This is a genomic window from Paractinoplanes ferrugineus (assembly GCF_016862195.1).
In the GTDB taxonomy this organism is placed as follows: domain Bacteria; phylum Actinomycetota; class Actinomycetes; order Mycobacteriales; family Micromonosporaceae; genus Actinoplanes; species Actinoplanes ferrugineus.
This window is the reverse complement of the sequence record NZ_BOMM01000030.1, coordinates 1-22,425: the sequence shown is the minus strand read 5'-3', so window position 1 is coordinate 22,425 and position 22,425 is coordinate 1. Positions and strand designations below refer to the sequence as shown.

Annotated in this window: 26 protein-coding genes and 3 tRNA genes; 14 read left to right on the top strand and 15 right to left on the bottom strand. The window is 69.7% G+C overall.

Annotated elements, in window-relative coordinates; translation table 11 throughout:
- Window positions 1-9 precede the first annotated feature (9 nt).
- The 3 genes from purM to amcA all read left to right on the top strand — a co-directional run bounded on the left by purM (window position 10) and on the right by amcA (window position 2,607).
- On the top strand, window positions 10-1,158 hold the full coding sequence (gene purM, locus Afe05nite_RS17505; RefSeq protein ID WP_203818190.1) for a phosphoribosylformylglycinamidine cyclo-ligase: 1,149 nt from the start codon (window positions 10-12) through the stop codon (window positions 1,156-1,158).
- 146 nt (window positions 1,159-1,304) lie between these two features.
- The gene (gene amcB, locus Afe05nite_RS17500; protein ID WP_203818211.1) at window positions 1,305-2,408 is read left to right on the top strand and encodes a cyclophane-forming radical SAM peptide maturase AmcB; all 1,104 of its coding nucleotides are present in this window, start codon (window positions 1,305-1,307) and stop codon (window positions 2,406-2,408) included.
- The gene (gene amcA, locus Afe05nite_RS17495) at window positions 2,377-2,607 is read left to right on the top strand and encodes a multiple cyclophane-containing RiPP AmcA (RefSeq protein ID WP_203818189.1); all 231 of its coding nucleotides are present in this window, start codon (window positions 2,377-2,379) and stop codon (window positions 2,605-2,607) included. The genes amcB and amcA overlap by 32 nt, the downstream gene beginning before the upstream one ends.
- 169 nt (window positions 2,608-2,776) lie before the next feature.
- Here amcA and Afe05nite_RS17490 read toward each other — a convergent pair whose 3' ends face one another.
- Together Afe05nite_RS17490 and Afe05nite_RS17485 are read right to left on the bottom strand one after the other, a co-directional pair.
- Window positions 2,777-2,992 carry a DUF3073 domain-containing protein gene (locus Afe05nite_RS17490; protein ID WP_203818188.1) on the bottom strand — a complete coding sequence of 72 codons (216 nt, stop codon included), beginning with the start codon at window positions 2,990-2,992 and terminating at the stop codon, window positions 2,777-2,779.
- Window positions 2,993-3,172: 180 nt separating this feature from the next.
- Window positions 3,173-4,252, bottom strand: coding sequence for a Glu/Leu/Phe/Val family dehydrogenase (locus tag Afe05nite_RS17485; RefSeq protein WP_203818187.1), 1,080 nt, complete (start codon window positions 4,250-4,252; stop codon window positions 3,173-3,175).
- A 194-nt stretch (window positions 4,253-4,446) separates the two neighbouring features.
- Here Afe05nite_RS17485 and Afe05nite_RS17480 point away from each other — a divergent pair, with 194 nt between their 5' ends.
- The gene (locus tag Afe05nite_RS17480; RefSeq protein ID WP_203818186.1) at window positions 4,447-5,286 is read left to right on the top strand and encodes a DUF8083 family protein; all 840 of its coding nucleotides are present in this window, start codon (window positions 4,447-4,449) and stop codon (window positions 5,284-5,286) included.
- A 293-nt stretch (window positions 5,287-5,579) separates the two neighbouring features.
- Window positions 5,580-5,789, top strand: a complete 210-nt coding sequence (locus Afe05nite_RS17475; RefSeq protein WP_014687221.1) for a BldC family transcriptional regulator — start codon at window positions 5,580-5,582, stop codon at window positions 5,787-5,789.
- A gap of 79 nt (window positions 5,790-5,868) precedes the next feature.
- Here the strand turns inward: Afe05nite_RS17475 and Afe05nite_RS17470 are convergent, their stop codons facing one another.
- The gene (locus Afe05nite_RS17470; protein WP_203818185.1) at window positions 5,869-6,240 is read right to left on the bottom strand and encodes a PPOX class F420-dependent oxidoreductase; all 372 of its coding nucleotides are present in this window, start codon (window positions 6,238-6,240) and stop codon (window positions 5,869-5,871) included.
- Between the two features lie 18 nt (window positions 6,241-6,258).
- Here Afe05nite_RS17470 and Afe05nite_RS17465 point away from each other — a divergent pair, with 18 nt between their 5' ends.
- Genes Afe05nite_RS17465 through Afe05nite_RS17450 form a run of 4 tightly spaced genes read left to right on the top strand, consistent with a single transcriptional unit; the run spans window position 6,259 to window position 9,458 of the window.
- A complete protein-coding gene (locus Afe05nite_RS17465) occupies window positions 6,259-7,038 on the top strand; it encodes a class I SAM-dependent methyltransferase (RefSeq protein ID WP_203818184.1) in 780 nt (259 codons plus the stop codon).
- Entirely contained in the window at window positions 7,035-7,595 is a 561-nt protein-coding gene (locus tag Afe05nite_RS17460) for an RNA 2'-phosphotransferase (RefSeq protein ID WP_203818183.1), read from the top strand. The genes Afe05nite_RS17465 and Afe05nite_RS17460 overlap by 4 nt, the downstream gene beginning before the upstream one ends.
- Window positions 7,596-7,638: 43 nt before the next feature.
- Window positions 7,639-8,205, top strand: a complete 567-nt coding sequence (locus tag Afe05nite_RS17455) for a hypothetical protein (RefSeq protein WP_203818182.1) — start codon at window positions 7,639-7,641, stop codon at window positions 8,203-8,205.
- Window positions 8,202-9,458 carry a PrsW family intramembrane metalloprotease gene (locus Afe05nite_RS17450; RefSeq protein ID WP_203818181.1) on the top strand — a complete coding sequence of 419 codons (1,257 nt, stop codon included), beginning with the start codon at window positions 8,202-8,204 and terminating at the stop codon, window positions 9,456-9,458. The genes Afe05nite_RS17455 and Afe05nite_RS17450 overlap by 4 nt, the downstream gene beginning before the upstream one ends.
- 3 nt (window positions 9,459-9,461) lie before the next feature.
- Here Afe05nite_RS17450 and Afe05nite_RS17445 read toward each other — a convergent pair whose 3' ends face one another.
- Complete coding sequence (locus Afe05nite_RS17445; RefSeq protein WP_203818180.1) at window positions 9,462-9,710, bottom strand: hypothetical protein; 249 nt, start codon at window positions 9,708-9,710, stop codon at window positions 9,462-9,464.
- A gap of 122 nt (window positions 9,711-9,832) precedes the next feature.
- Here Afe05nite_RS17445 and Afe05nite_RS17440 point away from each other — a divergent pair, with 122 nt between their 5' ends.
- The gene (locus Afe05nite_RS17440; RefSeq protein ID WP_203818179.1) at window positions 9,833-10,249 is read left to right on the top strand and encodes a PaaI family thioesterase; all 417 of its coding nucleotides are present in this window, start codon (window positions 9,833-9,835) and stop codon (window positions 10,247-10,249) included.
- A 62-nt stretch (window positions 10,250-10,311) separates the two neighbouring features.
- Window positions 10,312-10,701 carry a hypothetical protein gene (locus tag Afe05nite_RS17435; protein WP_203818178.1) on the top strand — a complete coding sequence of 130 codons (390 nt, stop codon included), beginning with the start codon at window positions 10,312-10,314 and terminating at the stop codon, window positions 10,699-10,701.
- Window positions 10,702-10,756: 55 nt separating this feature from the next.
- Here Afe05nite_RS17435 and Afe05nite_RS17430 read toward each other — a convergent pair whose 3' ends face one another.
- The 3 genes from Afe05nite_RS17430 to Afe05nite_RS17420 form a co-directional block, all read right to left on the bottom strand.
- Window positions 10,757-11,251, bottom strand: a complete 495-nt coding sequence (locus Afe05nite_RS17430) for a hypothetical protein (protein ID WP_203818177.1) — start codon at window positions 11,249-11,251, stop codon at window positions 10,757-10,759.
- Window positions 11,252-11,308: 57 nt separating this feature from the next.
- Window positions 11,309-11,770, bottom strand: a complete 462-nt coding sequence (locus Afe05nite_RS17425) for a hypothetical protein (protein WP_203818176.1) — start codon at window positions 11,768-11,770, stop codon at window positions 11,309-11,311.
- Between the two features lie 91 nt (window positions 11,771-11,861).
- Entirely contained in the window at window positions 11,862-12,449 is a 588-nt protein-coding gene (locus Afe05nite_RS17420) for an HAD family hydrolase (RefSeq protein WP_203818175.1), read from the bottom strand.
- 164 nt (window positions 12,450-12,613) lie between these two features.
- On the opposite strand from Afe05nite_RS17420, the gene Afe05nite_RS17415 reads away from it, so the two are divergent.
- Window positions 12,614-13,189 (top strand): hypothetical protein, encoded by a 576-nt coding sequence (locus Afe05nite_RS17415; RefSeq protein WP_203818174.1) that lies wholly within the window; start codon window positions 12,614-12,616, stop codon window positions 13,187-13,189.
- Window positions 13,190-13,920: 731 nt separating this feature from the next.
- Here Afe05nite_RS17415 and Afe05nite_RS17410 read toward each other — a convergent pair.
- The 7 genes from Afe05nite_RS17410 to Afe05nite_RS17380 all read right to left on the bottom strand — a co-directional run bounded on the left by Afe05nite_RS17410 (window position 13,921) and on the right by Afe05nite_RS17380 (window position 18,507).
- A tRNA-Phe gene (locus tag Afe05nite_RS17410) sits at window positions 13,921-13,997 on the bottom strand.
- A 14-nt stretch (window positions 13,998-14,011) separates the two neighbouring features.
- Window positions 14,012-14,085 (bottom strand) — tRNA-Asp (locus tag Afe05nite_RS17405).
- A 51-nt stretch (window positions 14,086-14,136) separates the two neighbouring features.
- Window positions 14,137-14,209: transfer RNA gene (locus Afe05nite_RS17400), tRNA-Glu, on the bottom strand.
- 144 nt (window positions 14,210-14,353) lie between these two features.
- Window positions 14,354-15,334, bottom strand: coding sequence for a MerR family transcriptional regulator (locus tag Afe05nite_RS17395; RefSeq protein WP_203818173.1), 981 nt, complete (start codon window positions 15,332-15,334; stop codon window positions 14,354-14,356).
- A complete protein-coding gene (gene idi, locus Afe05nite_RS17390; protein ID WP_203818172.1) occupies window positions 15,324-15,896 on the bottom strand; it encodes an isopentenyl-diphosphate Delta-isomerase in 573 nt (190 codons plus the stop codon). Before idi ends, Afe05nite_RS17395 begins: the two co-directional genes overlap by 11 nt.
- The gene (gene crtI / locus Afe05nite_RS17385; protein WP_438868305.1) at window positions 15,896-17,359 is read right to left on the bottom strand and encodes a phytoene desaturase family protein; all 1,464 of its coding nucleotides are present in this window, start codon (window positions 17,357-17,359) and stop codon (window positions 15,896-15,898) included. Before crtI ends, idi begins: the two co-directional genes overlap by 1 nt.
- Window positions 17,360-17,367: 8 nt before the next feature.
- On the bottom strand, window positions 17,368-18,507 hold the full coding sequence (locus Afe05nite_RS17380) for a polyprenyl synthetase family protein (RefSeq protein ID WP_203818170.1): 1,140 nt from the start codon (window positions 18,505-18,507) through the stop codon (window positions 17,368-17,370).
- Between the two features lie 65 nt (window positions 18,508-18,572).
- On the opposite strand from Afe05nite_RS17380, the gene Afe05nite_RS17375 reads away from it, so the two are divergent.
- Both Afe05nite_RS17375 and Afe05nite_RS17370 read left to right on the top strand, forming a co-directional pair.
- Window positions 18,573-19,442, top strand: coding sequence for a phytoene/squalene synthase family protein (locus tag Afe05nite_RS17375; protein WP_203818169.1), 870 nt, complete (start codon window positions 18,573-18,575; stop codon window positions 19,440-19,442).
- Window positions 19,442-20,767, top strand: a complete 1,326-nt coding sequence (locus Afe05nite_RS17370; RefSeq protein WP_203818168.1) for a cryptochrome/photolyase family protein — start codon at window positions 19,442-19,444, stop codon at window positions 20,765-20,767. The genes Afe05nite_RS17375 and Afe05nite_RS17370 overlap by 1 nt, the downstream gene beginning before the upstream one ends.
- A gap of 319 nt (window positions 20,768-21,086) precedes the next feature.
- On the opposite strand, the gene Afe05nite_RS17365 is transcribed toward Afe05nite_RS17370, so the two are convergent.
- Window positions 21,087-22,124: a serine hydrolase domain-containing protein gene (locus Afe05nite_RS17365; protein WP_203818167.1), complete on the bottom strand. Its 1,038-nt coding sequence runs from the start codon at window positions 22,122-22,124 to the stop codon at window positions 21,087-21,089.
- Window positions 22,125-22,425 lie beyond the last annotated feature (301 nt).

Here is a 22,425-nt window from a genome sequence, read left to right as displayed (position 1 = left end):
GGGAGAACCGTGACGCACGTGTCCGAGCGCAACAGTGCCGGATCCAACGGCGCCGAAGGCGACCGCCGGCCGTGGACGGCCGGCGCCGGCCGTGGTGCTCGTAAGCGTTCGGTCACCTACGCGGAGGCCGGTGTCTCGATCGAGGCCGGCGACCGCGCGGTGGAGCTGCTCAAGTCGAAGGTGAAGAAGACCACCCGGCCCGAGGTGATGGGTGATCTCGGTGGCTTCTCCGGCCTGTTCCGGCTGAACACGGCGAAATACAAGAGCCCGATCCTGGCCTCGTCGACTGATGGCGTCGGCACCAAACTGGTGATCGCGCAGCAGCTCGACATCCACGACACGATCGGCATCGACCTGGTCGCCATGGTCGTCGACGACCTGGTGGCCTGCGGCGCCGAGCCGCTGTTCCTGCTCGACTACATCGCCTGCGGTGAGGTCGTGCCGGACAAGGTCGCCGAGATCGGCGCCGGCATCGCGGACGGCTGCCGCTACGCGGGCTGCGCGCTGCTGGGCGGGGAGACGGCCGAGCACCCCGGCGTGCTGCGCCCGGATGAGTACGACGTCTCCGCCACCGGTGTGGGTGTGGTCGAGGAGAGCGAGATCCTCAGCCGGGACCGGGTCGAGGTGGGTGACGCGGTGATCGCGATGCGCTCGTCCGGCCTGCACTCCAACGGCTACTCGCTGGTGCGGCACGTCCTGCTCGGCGCCGGTCGCATGCGGCTCGACTCGGTGGTCGACGACTTCGGCTCGCAGCGCACCCTGGGCGAGGAACTACTCACCCCCACCAAGATCTACGCCAAGGACTGCCTGGGCCTGATCGAGGAGACCGAGGTCCGCGCGTTCTCGCACGTGACCGGTGGTGGCATCCCCGGCAACCTCAACCGCATCCTGCCGGCGAACGCCGACGCGGTGGTCGACCGCTCGACCTGGCGGCCGCAGCCGATCTTCGACCTCATCCAGGCCAAGGGCCGGATCGAGGACCACGAGATGGAAGCCACGTTCAACATGGGCGTGGGCATGTTCGCGATCGTCTCCTCCGACGACGCCGACCGTGCGATGGCCTATCTGACCGGCCGCGGCGTCGAGGCGTGGCAGGTCGGCGAGGTCATCGAGGGTACCGGCGAGGTGCAGATGATGGGCCAGTACACCCGGGGCTGACCGGGCTGGGACATAAATGTGAGTCGATCCGCATGCATCGATTTGTTCGGGCATGCGGATCTTCGCTTCCCGGGGGTGGACCACTCGGCCTAGCCTGACTCCGTGGGCGGACGGGGGTGCACAGCATGACAATGGCCTGGAGTGGGATGCGCGGCATCACGACCGTCCCGACCTATGTCGTGATGCAGCCCACCACGCTGTGCAATCTTGACTGCTCCTACTGTTATCTCCCGTTCCGGGCCGCCGACAAGCGGATGCCGGTCGAGGTGGCCGCGGCCGTCGCCGCTTCCGTGCGCGAGTTCGCCCAGGCCGGCCGGTTCTCGGTCGTGTGGCACGGCGGAGAGCCCTTGGCCGCCGGCCGGGACCACCTGGCCGCCCTGCTGGCACCGTTCGGCGCCGGCGTGGAGCACCACGTGCAGACCAACGCCACCCTGATCGACGACGCCTGGTGCCGCTTCTTCAGCGAGCACCGGATGCGGGTCAGCGTGAGCGTCGACGGGCCGGCGGCGCGCAACGGCGAGCGGGTCACCCGGGGTGGCAAGCCGGCATATGACCGGATCATGCGGGGCGTCGAAGCGCTCCACCGGCACGAGATCCCGTTCTCGGCCCTGTGCGTGGTGGGCGACCCGCGGCCGGGTGTGGCCGCCGAGTTGTACGCCTACTTCCTGTCGCTGGGCTGCGAGGTGCTCGGCATCAACGTCGAGGAACGCGAGGGCGTCAACACCCGGCTCAACCGGCACGACCCGGCCGACGTGACCGCCTTCTGGGCCGAGCTGGTCACCGCCTGGCGCCGCGACCCGCGCATCCACCTGCGTGAGGTGGAGTGGTCACTGCGCTACGCGGCGGCGGTGCTCGACGGGGTCGCCGACGACCTGTTGCCGCGCCGGCTCGACCCGATCCCCACGGTGGCCCACGACGGCTCGGTGGTGCTCCTCTCGCCCGAGTTGGCCGGCTTCCACGATCTCCGCTACGGCGATTTCTCCAGTGGCAACGTGCTGCGTACGCCGCTGGGCGAGATCCTGGGCCGGGCGACCGAGACGCCGTGGATCGCCGAGTTCCTGCGCGGCGTGGAGAAATGCCGAGCCGCCTGCCCCTATTTCGGCTTCTGCGGGGGCGCCCACGCGGCCAACCGCTACTTCGAGCGTGGCCGGTTCGACGTGACCGAGACCGACCACTGCCGCAACAGCAAGATTCGCCTACTGGAGGGAGTGCTGGACCATGCCCGAGATCACCAGCCCACGGCCGTCTGAGGACGTGGTAGGAGTCGATCCGGTGACGGCGCGGGTGCACGACACCCGAACCGGCCTGGCCGCCCTCATCGAGGAGGCGGAGGCAGCCCGCGCGAGGCGCGCCGAAGCGACACCTGCCGAAGACGGTTCCGCGGTGTGCGCCTGGAACCACTTCGAGAACATCCCGACGTTCTACAACTGGAACAACCGCCCGCGCTGATGCTGCTCCGCCCCGCGGGCGATCACCCTTTGGAGCTGGTGAGCAGAAAGTGCGGACTTAAGCCCACGCGGGCCCCAGCCCGCGTGGGCTTAAGTGATCGTCGAACGTGGGAAATGTGACCAGGACACACGGAAGCACGCGGCTAGCCGCGTGCTCTGTGCAATACGGGTCAGCGCCTTGTTGGCGACCAGGTGTCCTGGTCGTCGTCCGCATCGTCCTCGTCGTCGTCGACGATCTCACTGCTGTCGTCGTCGAAATGACGGTCGGACTTACCACTGGCACCAGCCAGTTCGCGCTGCAAGGCGGTGAGGTCGGTGTTCGGGGAGTGATACTTCAGCTCCCGGGCCACCTTCGTCTGCTTGGCCTTAGCACGGCCGCGCCCCATGGCTCGACCCCCTCGCACAGAATTCGGGGCAGCCCGAAGGCGGGCCCCGATGACGTCAGGCATCTCTCGTGGGTCTTACGGTACATGGGCGATGCCTCCTTCGGCACCTCGGGTTGCGTGTGACACTGCCGCGCGTCGCGGTTTTCCTCTCCGGAACGCGCGGCTCGTCACAAACCACGCTCAGCCGAGGTAGATGGAGCGCAGTCGGCCGACCTCCGCCATCCGCTGTTCGGCCAGCCGGTCGGCGGCCACGGCGGGGGAAACTCCCTCGTCGTCGGCGAGCCGGAGGATGCGGCTGGTGGTCTCGAAGATGCCGGTGGCCCGCAACTTGGCCCGCTCGAAGTTGAAGCCCTCGATCTCGTCGGCCACCTGGATCACGCCGCCGGCGTTCACCACGTAGTCCGGCGTGTAGAGGATGCCGCGCTCGGCGAGGCTCTTCTCGATACCCGGGTGAGCCAGCTGATTGTTCGCCCCGCCCGCGACCACCTTCGCCCGCAGGATCGGGACGGTGTCGTCGTCGAGGGCACCACCGAGCGCGCAGGGGGCGTACACGTCGATGTCGGACGTGATCAGCTCGTGCGTGTCGGCTACCAGCCGGATCTGCGGGTGGGTGTTCCGGGCCCAGGCCAGGGCCGCCTCGTTGACGTCGGTGGCGACCACGGTCGCGCCGTCCTCGACGAGGTGGCCGGCCAGATATTTGCCGACCTTGCCGAGACCCGCGATGCCGACCGTACGGCCGGCCAGCGTCGGCGCGCCCCAGGCGTGCTCGGCGGCGGCGCGCATGCCCTGGAAGACGCCCCAGGCGGTGAGGACGGAGGAGTCGCCGGCGCCACCGTGCTCGACGCTGCGGCCGGTGACGTAGCGGGTCTCGCGGGCGATGACGTCCATGTCCGGCACGTAGGTGCCGACGTCGCAGGCGGTGTAGTAACGGCCGGCGAGCGACTCGACGAACCGTCCGTACGCCCGGAGCAGGCCCTCGGACTTGGCCCGGGCCGGGTCACCCCAGATGACCGCCTTGCCGCCGCCGAGGTCGAGACCGGCCAGAGCGTTCTTGTAGGCCATCCCTCGGGACAGCTTCAGCACGTCGGCGAGGGCGGCGGCCTCACTGGCGTACGGGTAGAAGCGGGTCCCGCCGAGCGCCGGGCCCAGCGCGGTGGAATAGATGCCGATGATCGCCTTCAGGCCGGTCTGCCGGTCCTGGCAGAACACGACTTGTTCGTGCCCGCTGGCGTCGGTGCCGTCGGTGTCGAACACGCCCATCGTTGATCTCCTGATCCTCGGAAGTGACCCTTGTGAGGCCGGGGTGCCCGACGGGGTGTGCCGGACATTGCGAGCCTAGTAGGGGTTCCCCTCTTCGGGTTTTCTCCGGGGTTTTCCACCGCGGGTGGGCTCGGCGTCGGGATTACGTCCGCGCGGGAAGTTCCATGACGCCGGATTCGTGAAAGGATCGCGCCGTGCCGTCACTGTTCGCGTCGTACCTACGGGTTTTTGAACCGCTGACCGCCTTCGACCGCGACCGTCAGGTCTTCTGGCGCCGGTACGCCCGGGAAGGTCGCGCCCTCGGGCCGGTCGACGGCCCGGTCAAGCAGCGCACCGCCGTGCTCGAGGCGCTCGGGGCGGGCTGGACCCGACTGCCCGACCTGCCCGACGAGGCGTACGTGATGGAGACCGGCGACACCCTGCTGGTCTGCCCGTGGAACCTGCGCCTGCGGGTCGCCGAGGCGGCGCTGAACGCCCGCGACGGGGTGCCAAGCGTGCTGGCCGACGCCTTCGTGCCCCCGGTGCTGGCCGGTCAGGCCCGCGCGATCGTGGAGGACTGGCGCAGCGGCGCCAAGGTTCTCGAGCACGGCGTGCCGCGGGTCCACGAGCAGATCGCCACCTGGGGTGTGCCGCTGCGCTGGTTCGTCTTCGTCGATCTGGAGGAGCGGGAGATCTCGCTCGAGCCGGGCCGGCGCACCCTGCGCTACCGCACCGAGATCTCCAAGGCCCGCCGTCGGGCCCACCGCGCCGTGTCGGTGCTGCGCAAATCGCTGGGGGACGCGCCGATCACCGAGGCGGTCGAGGAGGGCACGCGCTGGTTGGAGGAGTTCCACCCGCGGTCGATCGTCGAGCTCGATTACGGCGGTCTCGTCAACCTCCTTCCGGACGACGTTCTCGGCGAGGACGATTCGCCCGGATTGGTAGCAGCCGGACTTTCTGCCCTCTCCCGCGGAGACGCTGACGCGGCCTCGTCGGCCTACGAGAAGCTCGTCGAGCGGTGGCGTGCCGTGCAGCTCCTCGAGCGGTGCAACTGAGCAGGAAAAACGGGACAGACAGGCAGGATTCGCGACCTGTCGGCAGGGCCGTGGGAACGCTCCCGAAGTGAACACTCTTCGTAATCACTGATAGGCGAAGCGTGATAATCGGACTAAACGCGGCACTATCTGGCGTAGAAAACACGGAAAAATCGGGCATGCTTCATCCGTTAATTGGGGGACGTTCGTCCGTTCGGCCCATGTCGGACATCGGGGACTAGCCGGACCATGAGAGACGCACCGGCCGGCGGGACCCCGGCCGATGTCTATAGGTACCTGTGGAGGAGTGACCGATGGCATCGCGTACGCATGATCCTGAGCCGCTACTAACCCCGGCCGAGGTGGCGTCGATGTTCCGCGTCGACCCGAAGACCGTCACCCGGTGGGCGAAGGCCGGCAAGCTCAGTGCAATCCGCACGCTGGGCGGCCACCGCCGCTACCGGGAGTCGGAGGTTCGTGCCTTGCTGCAGGGGCAGATTCCCACGCAGCGTCAGGGCGACTGAACGGACCTTCGGTCGATCGAGGACGATAATCGTTGCAAGGGGCGAGCGCTGGGGAAGGCGATCGCCCCTTCTTCGTCTTCTAGGACGCCAGCACGATCACGGTACGGGCGCTGCCGCCGCGTAGCCGGCTACCGAGCAGCGTCATCCGCCCGAGCAGGCCATACTTCTTGGTCAACGCTCGACTGACGCGCTTCATGTCATCGTCGCCACCAAGCCGGGCGGTCGCTTCGACCGACTCACCCCGCGGGTTGCCGCGCATGTCACAGGCGGTGATGGTGACCCGCCCGCTGTTACGGATTCGCTTGACCTTCCCGCTGTCGCGGACGGTCCAGAACGCCACACCGTCGCCGTCGGGCATCACCCAGATCGGGGTCGGCACGGCGCGCCCGTCACGGCGGAAAGTGGTCAGCAGGACGTACTTCTCAGAACCGAGTTGCTCCAGCGTCGGCATGAGCCAAGAGTAGTGACCATGGAGCAGCCGCCGATCGGGGACGTCTTCGGCGAGATGATCCGGGATGCGTACGCGGTGCGCACCGGGGTCGGACCGCGACCGCTGGCCGGGGGCCGAGTGCCCCGACCGGTCATCGAGGTGATCGAACGGGACGACGGCCTGATCAACGGCGCGCCCGCAGATCATTACCTCAACGAGCCGAAACACTGGCAGCCGCACGATCGGCGCGCGATGAAGCTCTGCCGCGGCCAGGTGCTCGACATCGGCACCGGCGCGGGCCGGGTGGCGGTCGAGCTTCAGCGCCGCGGCGTCGCGGTGACCGGCCTGGACACCTCGCCGGGGGCGATCGAGGTCGCCCGGCGGCGCGGCCTGCGCGACACGGTGGTGACGACGGTCGACGCGTACGCCGCCGGCGCCACCACCCGTTACGACACGTTCCTGCTGCTCGGCAACAACCTCGGCCTGATCGAGAGTCGGGAGCGCGCCCCGGTGCTGCTCGACGCACTGGCTCGGCTGGCCAGTCCGGGTGCGCGCATCGTGGCGCAGGGCACCGACCCCTACGGCACCACCGACCCGGTGCACGTCGCCTATCACCGGCGCAACCGGGAACGCGACCGGCTCGGCGGACAGTTGCGGCTGAGGCTGCGTTACCGGCTGCTGGCCACCGAATGGTTCGACTACCTGAACTGCTCGCCGGCCGAGCTGGAGTCGCTGTTGGACGGCACCCGCTGGCGCTTGAAATCGGTCGACGACAAGGACCGCCCCTATTACCTTGCCGTCATGGAGTTGATTCAATGACCGCTTTGACCCGCGAACAGGTGCGGGCCAGCCGCCGGATTTCGATGGTCCTTCGGCACCGGCCGGAAACCGCCGGCCTGACGCTCGACGCGAACGGCTGGGTGCCGGTCGCCGATCTGCTGACGGCGCTGAGCCTGACCCGCGCCGAACTCGACATGATCGTCGAGAACAACGACAAGTCCCGATTCGCCATCGCCCGTCGGGACGACGGCAGCGACTGGATCCGGGCGAGCCAGGGGCATTCCCGGCGAGTCGTGGTCGACCTCGACCTCCCGCCCGCCGACCCGCCCGCGATCCTCTTCCACGGAACGCCGGCGTCCAACCTCGACTCGATCCGCCGGGAGGGGCTGCGGCCGCGCAGCCGTCACCACGTACACCTCTCGATGGACATTCCCACCGCGCTCGTCGTCGGTGGGCGCCGCTCGGCCGAAGTGGCCGTCCTGGCGGTCGCCGCGGCCGAGATGGTCGAGGCCGGGCACGTTTTCCACCGCAGCGAGAACGGTGTCTGGCTGACCGCGACGGTCCCTGCCGGCTACCTCGAGGTGCACGAGAGCTGACTCGGACTGCCCGGTGACCCCCCGCCCCGGATAGCGTGGGGCCATGGCGAGGATCACCCGGCGTGAGCTGATGAACCTCCTGGGTGCCCTCGCTGTCGCCGCCGCCCTCGCCGGACTCGCTTTCGGGCTCCCCGCCGTCGACCGGGCGCTGTCCGCCGAACGGCCGCTGCGCAGCGGCGCGGAGGTCGACGTCGGCGCCGGCGTGACCGTCGTGCCGCCGGCCGGGGCCACTCTCGACGTCACCGGCACCCGCCCGGGCGGCTCGATGGGCTCAGCGCTGTTCCGGATCGGAGCGGTGCAGTACGGCATCTCGGTGCGCCCGTTCGACGGCGATCTCGACCGCGCCGCGGCCCAGCTTCGCCAGCGGATCACCGGCAATCCGGGCTACCAGGTCACCGGAGCCCAGCTGGGGGTCGACACGGCGGGCGGGCTGAAGGGCCTGCAGGGCGGCTACACCGCCCCCGGGCGGGGCGGGCGCTACGCGGTCTACGTCGGCGACGGCCGCACCATCGAGGTCCTGATCAGCGGCAACGACCTCGACCTCGGGCGCACCCTGCCGCAGATCGAGGCGAGCACCCGCACCCTGCGGATCGACGGGGCGGCCAAATGATCTCGCACGAGGTCCGGCCGGGCCGGGCGGCGGCGCTGGCCCGGGTGCCGGCCTTCTGGGTGATCGCGGCACTGTTGCTGGCCGGGGCGCTGCGGATGGCGCAGATCACCGGGCGCTTCGCCACCGCGTACCCGATCGCGACCTTGACCGCCGTGGGTTTGTTCGCCCTGCTCGCGGTGCCGTTCTGGTTGCTCGTCGCGGAGCTCGACTTCCTCGAGCGGGAGCCGACCGAACTGCTGGTGCTGGCGTTCGCGTGGGGTGGGCTGGTCGCCACGAGCGTGTCGATCCAGGGCAGCGCCGCCCTGGAGAACCTGCTCGCGAAGCTCGGCTCGCCGCATCTGGCGGCCGAGTGGGGCGCGACGCTGGCCGGGCCGGCGGTCGAGGAGAGCGCCAAGACGCTCGGCGTGGTCGCGATCGTGCTGATCGCCCGCCGGCAGATCAACAGCGTGCTGGACGGTGTCGTCTACGGCGCGATGGTCGGTCTCGGCTTCCAGATCGCCGAGGACATCGTCTTCGCCGTCGGCGCGGTCGCCCTCGCCGGCCAGGGCGACGACGTGCAGCCGGTGATCGCGACCTTCCTGTTGCGCGGTTTCCTGTCCGGCGTGTGGAGTCACACCCTGTTCGGTGCGCTGGCCGGCGCCGGGATCGGCTATCTCGTGGTGCGGCGCGACAAGCCGTTCGCGCTGCGCCTCGGGGTGGCCCTGCTCGCCGTGCTGGGGGCGTGGGCTTCCCATGCGCTGTGGAACTCTCCGCTGTTCAGCGACGGTCTCGGCAACGGCGCACTGGCTCTGCTCGGGGTGATCCTGCTCAAGGGTCTGCCACCGCTGCTGCTGATCCTGTGGTGGGTGCGGCACGCGCACGACCGGGAGGCCGATTACTACATCACCCAACTCGCCACGCTGCGCGATCCCGGGCTGATCACCGAGGGCGAGATGAGCGTGCTGGGTTCGGGCTCGGCCCGGGCTTCGGCCCGGCGTCTGGCCGGGGAGCGCGCGGGGTCGGCCGGCCGCCGGGCGGTACGCCGGTTGCAGCGCGCCCAGGCGAGAGTGGCCGTCGAGCTGAGCCAAGGGGTGCCGGTCGCCTCGCTGAGCCGCGAGCCGATCCGGCGGCAACGCGAGGTGTTACGCGGTCTGGGCCACCCGGAGGCGATCGCCGGGCCGCGATCGTGGCGGCACACCGCCTCCACGATCATCACCACCCTGGTGGCGATCGCCGTCCTCTGGGTTGCCCTGTCGGCGCTCGGTGGCGCCTGAGCCTCAGATCTTCGGCGGGACGCCACCGTCGCCGTCGACGATCACCTCGGGGTTGCCGTCCTGGTCGAGGTCGACCATGGTGATGTCGACCTTGCCGTCACCGTTGGTGTCGAACTGGAACAGGTCGGGCTTGCCGTCGCCATCGGTGTCGGACACCCACACGTCCGGCTTGCCGTCGCCGGTGGTGTCGTTGGCGATGAGGTCGACGCGGTCGTCGCCGCGCGTCTCGACGGTCTCCTGCGGCTCGGTCATGTGGTCTCCTCAAGGGGCGGATCGTTGAGGGAGACAGTAGGGCCACAGGTCCAGTCGCGCGACTCGGGCTTTGTGATCGAAGTCGCAGGAAAGCCGCGCAACCGGATGTAACGTTGCCCGTCATGGATATCGCGGCCGAGAGCATCAAGGACCTCTTCAGCGGAGGCGGTGGCGCCCTCGGCGAGCGGATGGGCATCAAGATCACCGAGGCGTCCCCGGAGCGGGTCGTCGGGACGATGCCGATCGAGGGAAACACCCAGCCGTACGGGCTGTTGCACGGCGGCGCCTCCTGCGTGCTCGCCGAGACGCTCGGCTCGGTCGGAGCGGTGCTGCACGGCCAGACCGTCGACCGGCCGTTCGCCGTCGGCGTCGACATCAACGCCACCCATCACCGGGGCGCCCGCGGCGGCATCGTCACCGGGGTCGCCACCCCGGTCCACCGCGGTCGCACGATGGCGACGTACGAAGTGGTCATCACCGACGACTCCGGCGAACGGGTCTGCACGGCCCGGATCACGTGTCTTCTGCGCGGAGCGTGAATTCAGGTGCCAGTTGAGTCGTCAGCGAGCGAGCCTTGACCGATCCACGTACCTTTCTTGACGTGACGGAGGTACCACAGCACGCGTTCGACGACGCGACGCTTGTCCTGCAGAGTGCGCTCAGCGGCGACAGCGACGCGGTGGTCGGCACGTTCGACGCGGTCGTCGACCGTTCCGGCGTCGTCGGGGCGTGGGACGTGGCCTGGTGCCTCGCCGCCACGATGGTCGGCCAGGTGCCGCCCGGTGGCGCGTGGACCCTGGATTTCCCCGGCATCGACGACGCGCGTTACGACAAGCGGTGGGTCGCCCGGTTCGTCAGCGCCTACATGAACGGCGACGTCCCGACCGGCGAGGCCCTCTTCGGTGCCGCGATCGCCGACGGACAGCTGCCCGACTGCCTGCTGGCGCTGGCCGGCTCGACGGTGGCCACGCTGCGCCACCGGGCCGCCTGACCTCCTCGGCGACCGGACTTCCAAAGGCGACCGGACTTCCAAAGGCGACCGGCGGCTATTTCAACGGCGGCGGTGGGACCACCACCTGCCAGCGGTTCCGCGCGTTCGGAGCCGGCGGACCGCAGGAGACCAGGGTGCCGTCGGCGGTGTGGCCCACCGAGCCCTTCGGCGCGCACGGCCGGCCCGGCTTGGCGTTCTCCTGGTAGGAGACGGTGGGCGGCGGGTCCGACGGCCTGGACACCGGCTTCTGCGGCGGGGCCGGCGGGGTGCCGGTCGGCTTCTTCGTGGGGGCCGCCGGTTTCGTGCCGGCGGTGCGTCCGCTCGTCGTGGCGGTCAGGCCCGGCTCCGGGGCCAGCGACGGCATCGTGGGCGGCGGTTCGATGTCGGACGGGAGGGCCGCCTCGGCCGACGGAGCGCCCCTGAAGCTCGCGGCCGTGGTCCTGTGGGCCGGCGGGAACAGGGCGACGGCGGTGCCGCCCACGGCCAGCACTCCCGCGGTGGTCAGGGTGGCTATCAGCCACGGGCGGCGGCGGGAATCCGGTTCGGTCACCGGTACACCATTGCCGCACTACCCACCGTCGTCGATGGGCCGTTAGGGCAGTTGGTGTTACCCCACTCGTAAGACCAGGTGGGCCCGACCGGTGCTTCTGGTGGCGTGCACGGTCCAGCACCCCGATCGGGGGAACACCCAGCCCGTGCCCCATTCGTCGCCGGGGCGGGCGAAGGTGCTTCCGCCGTGTTCCTCCGGGCCCCACGACGGCTTCACGAGGCGGCCGTCGGGACCCTGCGCGGTCATCGTCAGGTCGCCGGCGCCGGTCATCCGCCAGGCGACCTTGATCTCCTGGCCGGCGATCACCTTCGGACCGAAGAAGAGCGCCCACAGTGTCACCCCGTCGCTGTCGCCCCGGCCCTGGCGCTCGCCATCCAGCGGCAGGTCGGCGGTGGCGGGGCAGGTCGGTGCGGCGGCGGGGGAGCTGGGCGCGTCGGAGGAAGGTGCTGGATCGGGCGAGGGCGCCGGGGTGCAGCCCGCCACCAAGACGAGCAGGACAAGGGCACGCAATCGACCCACGACCTCAAACTAGAGCGAACGCACCGAGGCCGCTACCCGCTTTCCGCCGGCAACGGCGACCGGATCACCTGCTCCAGGACGGCCGCACAGCTCACTGCGGAAGCTCCGGACGGTACGCGAGGTGCGCGGGCCACTCGCGATGGTGCGAGACCCACGCCGTACGCAAACCGGCAGTGATCCCACCGCCCACATCGTTCTCCTCGTTGTCGCCGATCATCCAGCCGCTCGCCGAGAGCGGCACGCCGGCCGCCGTGGCGGCCGCCTCGAAGATCGCCCGATCCGGCTTGCGGACCCCGACACCCGCCGAGATGGTCCACCCCGCGACGAGCCGGTCGAGGCCGGTTCGCCGCAACTTGGACTCCTGCTGAGCCACGCTGCCGTTGGTCACCACGAACGGAACATGGCCCGCCGTGGTCGCCGTGACCAGCGCCGCTTCGACCGCCGGATCAAGGGTCAGGTAGTCCACCATCCCGGCGCGCAGGTCCCGAAGAGTCTCGCTCTCGTCCACCCCGAACCGGTCCGCGATCTTGGCCGCCACCACCTCCCGGGGTGCATAACCGTCACCGTCCACCTCGGCCAGCCAAGCCACCTGGGCCCGGCCGAATCGGGCCGCCGCCCAGCTCGCAAAGGCCGACCTGCGGTCGACGAGAGTGTTGTCCAGGTCGATGAGCAGCAACATCGATCGATGATAGGGGCCGCGCCCGGTGCCGCCACGGGGCCTTCCGCCAGTGCGCCAGACATCGGCGGGTCGGGTTCCATCGTCGACCGTTCGGGCGCCGCGCGATCTCACCGGCGGCTGACACAGTTGATCTGTCCCGCCGGATCTTCGGAAGGAACACCAAGATGGCCGTGGATCCAGGACGCGCGACGATCATCAGCGCGGTGATCGCCGGGGTGGCCGCGATCGCCGTCGCGGTCGTCACCGTCGCGGTGAAGAGCGACGACAATTCGACCGCCAACAAGGCGACGAAATCGCCGGTGGTCGCCGTCACGACCACCGCAGTCGTGCCGCCACCGACGACGACCGACGGTGGCACCACGACGGACGACACAGGGCCGGCCCCGGACTTCACCAAGGACCTGAAGATTCCGCTGCTCAACTACATGTCGATCTTCCTCAGAACCGGCGAGGTCGTGCAGGGCAAGGGGACCGCCGATCTCTACTACGGTCCACAGCGGTCCATCAGAACGTCGTTCTCACAGCTGAGCAGCGATGTCGAGGCGCGGACCAAGGCCGGCTGCGAGGACGCCGTCGCGACCCGGCCGGCGGGCAAATCGATAACCAAGTTGGACACCGGACAGGCCATCTGCGTCGTGCCGTCCAGCCTCATGGCCGGCGGCGGGGTGGCTCTGCTCGTGGTGACCTCGGCCCCGGATTCCAGCGGCACGATCGGCTTGCGGCTCAGCTACTGGAGTTGACCTTGGCGTAGCCACATCGAATGGGTGTTGGCAATCCGCGCGATTGGACGCCGCGTGCAGTGAACGCGCAACATCGGCCCCGGGCGTGCCCCGGTCACCCGGCTTTCATGCTGACCGTGGGGGGTTCGCCGTGAGCCGCCAGCGGTCTGGGCCGCGAGAGTAGTGCCGGTGTGCCGCAGGTCATGGAACGACAGGTTGTCGAGTCCGGCCTTCTTCCGTGCCCGGAAAAGCCTGGTAGACGTGTTGCCGTGCCTGCGGTCGGCCTCCGGCCGGCAGCGCCGGCCAGTACGCGATGGGACGTGTTCAGTCCTTCAGCGTCAGCCTGAAGACGCCGTCACCTCGATTTGGTTCCCACCCGTCGGCGAGGGCTGCTCGTACGCTCTGTTCGACGATCAGAGGCGTTACGGGCGTACCCGGCAGGTTGAGCCAATTGTCCAGCCTTGCCGATCGATAGGCCCGGCCGTCGACCGTGATGAGACGGTTGCCCTTTCGAGGCATGGACATCGCGGCGAACCCTCCCCGCTTGTGACTCGAAGTCTCCCCGCTGGGCGTCAAGATCCGACCAGGGGCGGATGATCCAAGCGTGCAGCGAATGGGCAACTCGCGGCGGTGATCACGGGAAATCAGCGATCTACAAAGGTCAACTCCAAGAGACCGAAAATGCCCCGGAAAGCAGAACGTCCACCGCGCGTTTCCGCTGGTGGACGATGCTCAGGGCCCGGCGAGAGGCCTGGTGGCCAGGGGCGGGGTCGAACCGCCGACCTTCCGATTTTCAGTCGGACGCTCGTACCAACTGAGCTACCTGGCCTTGCTGTTGCTTTGCGGTCCTGACGGGACTTGAACCCGCGACCTCCGCCTTGACAGGGCGGCGAGCACTCCAACTGCTCCACAGGACCTTGCTATTCAGTTCTTTTGGTTCGCCGTAGCTTACGCTACTAACTTACCAGTACCCCCAACGGGATTCGAACCCGTGCTACCGCCTTGAAAGGGCGGCGTCCTGGGCCACTAGACGATGAGGGCAACTCCGCCAGTATTGCACGTCTGCAACACATTCTGGCGTTGACCCCAACCGGGCCCCGCTTGAGGCTTGGAAAGCATACGTGATCCACCCCCCGCGCTCCAAACCGGCCTCCGAGAACGCCGTGAGCAGGGAAAACGCGGTCGTCATCGGGCGGCGGCCCGGGCCAGGTCGAATGCCTGGACCAGAGATGTGAGGTGGTGCACGCCTGCGGGGAAGGTCGAGTGGCGCCAGCCGGGGCCGGCGGCCGCCAGCAGCAACGGGGGGTGTGGGTGGGCCGCGACGCGCGCCAGCTGCTCGGAGCGGCTGGCGTGGGGCACCGAGGACCACAGGATGACGGCGGCGGGACCGGTGCGGGTGATGGCGTTGTCCAGGGCCTGGGGTGGCACTCGGGCGCCCAGCATGCGGGTCGGGACGCCCACCTCGGCCAGGGCGGCCGCCAGGGCCTCCAGGGGCAGGATGTGTTGGTCCTCGTCGGCGGCGGCCAGCAGCACCCGGGTGACCACCGAGGAGGGCGGTCGGGGGACGGCGCTCAGCACCTCGGTCAGGCACCGGGAGACCAGGTGTTCGACTTCCACGAACCGGAGGGTTGCCTCGTAGCGTTCGCCGATCCCGATCAGCACCGGCATGGCCACCTCGTTCCAGGTGACGATCACGCCGTTGGCCTGGATGGAGTCGTTGAGGATGTCGCGCATCAGGCCGGCGTCCAGGCGCATGGCGGCCCGGGCGAGACCGCGGGCGGCGGGTTCGACCGGGCCGAGGGCGATGGTGTGGCCACCGCCGTCCGGCCCCTGCCCGGGAATCGGCCCCTGCCCGGGAATCGGCTCAGCCGGAATCGGCTCAGCCGGAATCAATTCGGCGGCGGGGGGCGATGCGGGAGCGGAGACCGGTACCGGTACGGGCGTACGGCGCGCCCAAGCTGCCGCCTCGGCCGGGGCCACGCCCTGGGAGGTCAGGCGGAGCATCACCTCGAGGCGGTCGAGGTCCTGAGCGGTGTAGCGGCGGTGCTGGCCGGGAACGTGGCGGCTCGGGCCCAGTCCGTACCTCTGGTGCCAGGTCCGCAGAGTCGTCACCGCTACCCCGAGCCGGCGTGCGGCCGCGCCGGCGCTCAGGGCCTCATCGATCACCCGGCCGCTCCGAGGCATCGAAGGCGGGCGCGAAGAACAGCCGTGTGGCGACGCCCGTCAGCCACGGTGCGTAGGGGAGTGGATCAGCCGCGATCTCGGTGAGTAACTCGGGGAGCATCACCCACCGAAGGTCGGCGACCTCGGACGAGTCGGGCACGATTGTGGTGCCGGTGGGCAGATCGCCGAGCAGGACATGGTCGTACTCGTGCTCGACCCGGCCGCTCTCCGGATCTTCCGCGCGGTACGTGTAGACGCCCACCTCGACCAGATCCAGCGCGGCGATTCCCAGTTCCTCGAACAGCCGGCGTTGCGCGGCCACCGTCACCTCCTCGCCGGGGCGGGGATGTCCGCAGCAGGTGTTGGCCCACCGCAGCGGGAACCGCGTCTTGACCGCCGCCCGCTGCTGCAGCAGCACCCGACCGGTGGCCGGGTCACGCAGGAAGACCGAGAACGCCCGGTGCAGCCGGCCGGGGGCGGAGTGGGCCGAGGAGACGGTGTCCGACCCGACCGCCACCCCGTCCGGCGACACGAGCTCGACGACATGTGCTTCGCGGCCGGTCATCAGCGGCCACCGGTGACCCGGGCGGCCGCCAGTTTGCCGGAGATCAGCACCATCGGCACGCCGACCCCGGGCTGGGTGCCGGAGCCGGTGTAGACCACGTTGGGGTAGACCGGGTGCTGGTTGGAGGGCCGGAACGGGCCGGTCTGGGCGAACGTGTGCGCGGCCGCGAACGGGGTGCCGGCCGCCATTCCCTGGTCCGCCCAGTCCGCCGGGGTGATTATTTCGCGCACCTCGATGCCGTCGCCGAAGCCCACGTAGCCACGCTGCTCCAGCGTCTGGACCAGCGAGTCGGCATAGCGCTCGGCCAGGCCGCCCCGCCAGTTCATCGGTCCCGACTCCAGGTTGGGAGTGGGCGCCAGCACGTAGTAGGTCTGCCGGCCGGCGGGGGCCACCGACGGGTCGGAGAACGAGGGGTTGGTGACCAGCAGCGAGGGGTCGCTCATCAACCGCCCGTCCCGGATCACCTCGTCGAACGTGCGCTTCCACGCCGTACCGAAATGGATGTTGTGGTGGGCGATCTTGCTGTACGTCTGCTTGGAGCCGATGTGCAGCACCACGCAGGAGGGTGAGTAACGCAGCCGGCGCTGCCGCCGCGGCGGCAGAAGATCGCGCGAGGCGATCGGCAGATCGGGGTTGAGGACGACGACGTCGGCCGGGATGCGGGAGCCGTCCGCGGTGATGACGCCTGTCGCTAGGCCGTTGGTGATCTCGACCTGGGTGACGGTCGTGTCGTAACGGAACGTCACGCCGTGCTTCTCCGCGGCCCCGGCCAACGCCTTCGGTACGGCGTGCATGCCGCCCTTGGGGAAGTAGACGCCGGCAACCGAGTCGAGGTAGGCGATCACCGCGTAGATCGCGAGTGCGTCGTGCGGGGCCAGCCCGGCATACATCGCCTGGAACGAAAAGATCCGCTGGGTCCGCGGGTCACGGAAGAACGAGGCCATCTTCGGGTGCAGCCGCCGGAACCCGCCCATGCCGAGGAGCTTCAGCAGGTTGAGATTGACCAGGTCGATCGGGGTGTCGAGATTGCGCCCGATGAAGTGGTCGCGCTCGAGCTCCCACAGCTTGCGCGCGAAGTCGACGAACCGCAGGTAGCCGTCGGCCTCGCGGGGGCCGCAGACGCGGGAGATCTCCGCGGCCATGGCCACCGTGTCGGTGCGGACGTCAAGCGAGGAACCGTCGGGGTAGTAGGCGCGATAGGCCGGGTCGAGCGGCGTCAGTTCCAGCCAGTCCGACAACCGCTCGCCGACGGCGGCAAGCGGCTCCTCGATGAGCGACGGCATGGTCAGCACGGTCGGCCCGGTGTCGAACTCGTAGCCCTGAACCGACAGCCGCCCGGCCCGTCCGCCCGGGACGGACTCCCGCTCCACCACCGTGACCTGCCGGCCGGCCGCGGCCAGATGAAGTGCGCAGGCGAGACCGCCGAGCCCGGCACCGACGACGACAACACGATCAGACTGCATGCGAGACATCATGCCGGTCGCTGCGTAGCTCGAACGGCCAGCTCGACCAGAGCGGTGCGGGCCTCGTCCTCGATCGGTGCGTCGGCCAACACCGTGACGGCGGTGGCGACCCGTTCCTGGATCATGGCTTCGATCCTTTCAGGAGCCCCGGTCTCGGAAATCAGCTCGGAGATGAGCGACGGATTGAGCCCGCCGGAGCCGTCGGCGGGGTTGACAGCTCCGGCGGGGTCCAGGGCCAGCAGAGCTCGCTGCGCCGGGGTGGCGGCGAGCTGTCTGGCGAGCAACAGCAGAGTCGTTGGTTTGCCGGCGCGCAGGTCGTCGCCTGCTGGTTTGCCGGTGACGGCGGGGTCGCCGAAGACGCCGAGCAGGTCGTCGCGGAGCTGGAAGGCCTCGCCCACCAGCTCGCCGTAACGGCCGTAGGCATCGTCGATCTCGGCCGCGACCGGGCCGGCCAGGGCGAGCCCGAACTGGAGCGGCCGCTGCACGGTGTAGCTGGCCGTCTTCAGCCGCGCGACCAGGAGTGCGCGCTCGGCCGACCACTCGTCGGGGGCGCTCTCGCCGAGCACGTCGAGATATTGCCCGACGACCGCTTCGACGCGCATGCGGTCGTAACAGGAGCGCACCGCGAACAGCGTCGACGTCGGCAGCGGGGCGCGGGCCAGCAGTTGATCGGCCCAGACCAGGCAGAGGTCGCCGACCAGGATCGCGGCGGTGGTGCCGAACCGGCCGGGGTCGCCGAGGCGACCCGCCCGGGTGTGCTGCCCGGCGAACAGCCGGTGGGCGGTGGGCCGGCCACGGCGGGTCGCCGACTCGTCCATCACGTCGTCGTGGACCAGCGCGAACGTGTGCATCAGCTCGAGTGCGGCGAGCGCCGGAAGCGCCGGGTCGAGGGGTTCGCCGAGGCCGGTCGCCCCGCGCCAACCCCAGTAGGCGAACGTGGGGCGCAGCCGCTTCCCGCCGGCCAGCACCAGGTCCCGCGTGGTGCGCGCCAAGCTGCCCAGGGCGGGGTCGACGGCGTCGAGTCCGACGATCTGGGCGGCCAGGAAGTCGGCCAAGGTGCCCTCGACCGCATCGAGAAGCATGGAATGCCGGCTTACCTGGCGGGGTATCTCCCGGCGCCGGTTTCCCTCGAGCGTGTCATTGGCCACGAGAATGACCGTACCCTAGGTTCTGAGGTTGCGTCGATTCGCGCGTCGATTTTTTAGGAGGGTAAGTGGACCTTGCCGAGGCCTACGAACGCTGCCGGCTTCTCCACAAGCAGCACGGCCGCACGTATTACCTGGCCACCCGGCTGCTGCCGGCATGGAAGCGGCGGCACGTACACGCCCTCTACGGCTTCACCCGCTATGCCGACGAGATCGTCGATCGCACCGAGGATCTCCCGGCGGAGGAGCGCGCGAATCGACTCAACGACTGGTCGGAGCGGTTCGTGGCCGGCTTGCGGGGGGAGCGGACCGACGACCCGCTGCTGCCCGCGGTGCTGCACACGATCGCGGTCTTCAACCTCGACGTCGACGACTTCGCCTCGTTCCTGCGCTCGATGGCGATGGACCTGACCGTCACGTCCTACGAAACCTACGACGACCTGCTCGACTACATGGAAGGTTCGGCGGCGGTGATCGGCACGATGATGCTGCCGATCCTCGGTTCCGCCGATCCGGCCGCCGCCCGCGAGCCCGCCCGCCAGCTCGGACTCGCCTTCCAGCTCACCAACTTCATCCGCGACGTCGCCGAGGACCTCGACCGCGGCCGGATCTACCTCCCCCGCGAGGACCTCGAGCGGTTCGGCCTTGCCCCGGAAGATCTAAAACCCGGAAACCCCAAGGTCAAGCCACTGATCGCGGACGAGGTGAGCCGTGCCCGGGAGCACTACCGCCTGGCCGCCCCCGGCATCCCGCTGCTGGATCCCGCCTCGCAGGCCTGCATGCGCACCGCCTACCAGCTCTACGGCGGCATCCTCGGCGAGGTGGAGGCGGCCGACTACGACGTGTTCACCCGGCGCGCGACCGTGCCGAACTCGAAGCGGGCCTCCGTCGCGATGCGGAGCATCCTCACCCGGCCCGGCACTCCGGTAGCGGCGTAATGCGTACCGCGGTCGTCCTGTTCACCCGTGACCTGCGGGTCCACGACAACCCGGCCCTCGCCGCCGCCTGCGCCAACGCCGACCAGGTGGTCCCGCTGTTCGTCCTCGACCCGGCCCTGTCGAAGCTGTCGCCCAACCGGACCCGTTTCCTGCACCAGGCCCTCGCCGACCTGCGGGGCACGCTGCGCGACAAGGGCGGCGACCTCGTGCTGCGCACCGGTGACCCGGTCACCGAGACGATGAAACTGGCCGGTGAGGTCGGCGCGACCATGCTCGGCGCGGCCGCGGACGTCACCTCGTACGCCAAGAAGCGCGAAACCCGCCTCACCGCCGAATGTGCGCAACAGCGCATCGCGCTGCGGCTCTTTCCCGGCGTGACCGTGGTCGACCCGGGTGCGGTGCGGCCGGGCGGTGGCGGGCCGGCCTACCGGGTCTTCACGCCCTACTACCGTTCCTGGCAGGCGCAGAAATGGCGGGACGAGGTGGCGCCGCCCGCCAAGGTCACGCTGCCTTCCGGGCTGTCGGCCGGGACCATGCCGGCGATTCCCGGCGGCGAATCGCCGGATGCCGCCGACGGCGGGGAGACCCAGGCCCGGCGGAGGCTGTCCGAGTGGTTGGGCGCCATTGACGAGTACGGGGATCGGCACGACGACATGCCCGGCGACGCCACCAGCCGGCTCAGCCCGTACCTCCGCTTCGGTTGCCTCTCGCCCCTTGCCGTCGCCGACGCCGCCCGTTCGCGCAACGCCGAGCCCTACGTTCGTCAGCTTTGCTGGCGTGATTTCTACTACCAGGTCGTCAACGCCTTCCCGCGAATCTCCACCGAGGCCTATCGACCGGGCGCGGGCGACGAATGGCGGGAGGACGCGGACGCGTTGCGGCATTGGCAGGACGGTCTGACCGGGGTTCCGGTCGTGGACGCCGGCATGCGGCAGCTGCGGGCCGAAGGGTGGATGCACAACCGGGCCCGGCTCATCACCGCCGCTTTCCTCACCAAGCACCTCGGTGTCGACTGGCGGCTCGGCGCCAAGTGGTTCTTCCGCTGGCTGCTCGACGGAGACGTGCCCAACAACTCCGGCAATTGGCAATGGGTGGCTGGTACAGGTAACGACAGCCGGCCCTACCGTCGCTTCAACCCGATTCGTCAGGCTCGCCGTTTCGACCCCGAAGGCGTGTACGTTCGGCGCTACGTACCCGAACTAAAGGCGATCGGGGGCTCCGCCGTCCACGAACCGTGGCGCCTGCCTGCTGGGGTGCGCAGCGGTCTGGACTATCCGGGACCCCTGGAGTCACACCGAGACGAAGCGGTGTGGCTGCGCCCATGAGACCCCCGCCCGGTACGCCCGGGCGGGTCCCAGCGGGGTCCGCCGGCCCGTTGCGTCCGTCGTAACGCCGGAGCCGACGGACCCCGCGCCGGGCCTTTCCCAGGTGGATCGCTGGCGCAGCCTCGGTTATCGGCTGCTCCGGCCCCACGAGGCGGGGGAACCACCGGCACCGTCCTTGGCCTTGACGACCTCGGACGGCGCCGGGGCCGGTGGCAGTGAGGTCAGCGGACACCAGCCAGGTCCGCCGTTCGCCCCCTCACCGCCACCTTCCTTGATCCCTCTTCCGCGACGGTGAGAATCGGCTGGGCCGGGTCCCGCATTAGAAGTTCCGCCCCGGAGTTGCGGTGAGCGCCTGCTCGATGCGGTCGACTGTCTCGAAGTCGCCGAGGCGCCGGGTCACATAGGCGATGGCGAGGTCACGCCCCGGGTCGGCCCAACCCGCGTTGCCACCCAGGCCGCCCTGCCCCCAGGTGCCGTCCGGCTCGATCTGCACGCCCAGGCCCCAGGTGACCTCGGACTCGAGGAACAGGTCGGTGCCCCGGTATTGCGGGAGGGCCGGCGCGGGGAGGCGGCCGTCGAGGATCGCGGCGTAGAAGCGGGCGATCGCCATGGAGGTCGCGTGCACATTTACCGCCGGCACGGCTGCTTGGCGCCACAGTGGGGAGTTGACCACGGCCAGGTCTCGGGCGCCCGGTGGATTGGAAACGGCCCTCGCATGCACCGAGTCGGGCTCGCCCAACATGCGGGCGGGCCAGTCGGGAGAGTCGAACTCGAGCTCGGCGCACCGGTCGATGTCGGCGTCGGACAGCGCGAAGGCCAGATCGAGCTCCAGCGGGGCGGCGATCTCCTCGGCCACATAACGCGCCGGCGGGCGGCCGTCGACCCGACGGACCAGCTCGCCGAGGAGATGGCCATAGGTGAGGGCATGCTCGGCGGCCACCGTGCCCGGCTCCCACTCGGGGGTCGCCGCGGCCAGGTCGGCGCAGAGAAGGTCCCAGTCGGCCCAGGCCTCGACCGGGCGGGGAACCGGAAAGGCAGGCAACGCGGCCAGGTGCGCGAGCACCTCTCGGACGGAGGCCGGCGGCTTGAACGACGGCCAGTAGGTCGAGATCGGCGCCGCGAGCGCCACCAGACCGCGTTGTTCCAGCTGCAGCACGGCGGCGGCGATGACCGGCTTGCCCACCGAGTAGACGTTGACGAGCGTGTGCTCGTCCCACGGGATCGTGCGCGCGGAGTCGCGCCAGCCCTCATGGAGATCGACCACGGGCCGGCCGCGGTGCAGGACGGTGAGCGCGGAACCGCCGCGCGGGTCGGCAGCGAACGCTTCGCCGACCGATTCGAAGCCAGGAGCGAGCATGGCCAAACCGTAGGCCCGACCCCCGACATTCTCGGTTTCCCGGCTCTGACCTGGCCCGATGCGGCATGCTGGGGGCCGATTTGGAGCCCGCGGAACGAGCCTGTAATGTTTTGCGAGCCGGCAGGGACGCGGACGAGCGAGCGGAGAGATCCGCAGCGGCCGTCCTGCCAAATCCTAAGAAGTGCGGATCGCAGTCAAGCTGCGCGCCTCAATCGCGGGATTTTCTAGGGCAGAAGGACACCAACCGGGAGAAACCGGTTGACACGGTCCGGAAGGCCTAGTAAGGTTGAACGAGTGCCCC

Bases quoted from the DNA above. Each gene is read 5' to 3' on its own strand.
- amcB (WP_203818211.1), top strand. From the start codon at position 1,305: ATGCGCGGCATCACGACCGTCCCGACCTATGTCGTGATGCAGCCCACC.
- amcA (WP_203818189.1), top strand. From the start codon at position 2,377: ATGCCCGAGATCACCAGCCCACGGCCGTCTGAGGACGTGGTAGGAGTC.
- Afe05nite_RS17490 (WP_203818188.1), bottom strand. From the start codon at position 2,992: ATGGGGCGCGGCCGTGCTAAGGCCAAGCAGACGAAGGTGGCCCGGGAG.
- Afe05nite_RS17485 (WP_203818187.1), bottom strand. From the start codon at position 4,252: ATGGGCGTGTTCGACACCGACGGCACCGACGCCAGCGGGCACGAACAA.
- Afe05nite_RS17475 (WP_014687221.1), top strand. From the start codon at position 5,580: ATGGCATCGCGTACGCATGATCCTGAGCCGCTACTAACCCCGGCCGAG.
- Afe05nite_RS17470 (WP_203818185.1), bottom strand. From the start codon at position 6,240: ATGCCGACGCTGGAGCAACTCGGTTCTGAGAAGTACGTCCTGCTGACC.
- Afe05nite_RS17465 (WP_203818184.1), top strand. From the start codon at position 6,259: ATGGAGCAGCCGCCGATCGGGGACGTCTTCGGCGAGATGATCCGGGAT.
- Afe05nite_RS17460 (WP_203818183.1), top strand. From the start codon at position 7,035: ATGACCGCTTTGACCCGCGAACAGGTGCGGGCCAGCCGCCGGATTTCG.
- Afe05nite_RS17455 (WP_203818182.1), top strand. From the start codon at position 7,639: ATGGCGAGGATCACCCGGCGTGAGCTGATGAACCTCCTGGGTGCCCTC.
- Afe05nite_RS17450 (WP_203818181.1), top strand. From the start codon at position 8,202: ATGATCTCGCACGAGGTCCGGCCGGGCCGGGCGGCGGCGCTGGCCCGG.
- Afe05nite_RS17445 (WP_203818180.1), bottom strand. From the start codon at position 9,710: ATGACCGAGCCGCAGGAGACCGTCGAGACGCGCGGCGACGACCGCGTC.
- Afe05nite_RS17440 (WP_203818179.1), top strand. From the start codon at position 9,833: ATGGATATCGCGGCCGAGAGCATCAAGGACCTCTTCAGCGGAGGCGGT.
- Afe05nite_RS17420 (WP_203818175.1), bottom strand. From the start codon at position 12,449: ATGTTGCTGCTCATCGACCTGGACAACACTCTCGTCGACCGCAGGTCG.
- Afe05nite_RS17415 (WP_203818174.1), top strand. From the start codon at position 12,614: ATGGCCGTGGATCCAGGACGCGCGACGATCATCAGCGCGGTGATCGCC.
- idi (WP_203818172.1), bottom strand. From the start codon at position 15,896: ATGACCGGCCGCGAAGCACATGTCGTCGAGCTCGTGTCGCCGGACGGG.
- crtI (WP_438868305.1), bottom strand. From the start codon at position 17,359: ATGCAGTCTGATCGTGTTGTCGTCGTCGGTGCCGGGCTCGGCGGTCTC.
- Afe05nite_RS17370 (WP_203818168.1), top strand. From the start codon at position 19,442: ATGCGTACCGCGGTCGTCCTGTTCACCCGTGACCTGCGGGTCCACGAC.
- Afe05nite_RS17365 (WP_203818167.1), bottom strand. From the start codon at position 22,124: ATGCTCGCTCCTGGCTTCGAATCGGTCGGCGAAGCGTTCGCTGCCGAC.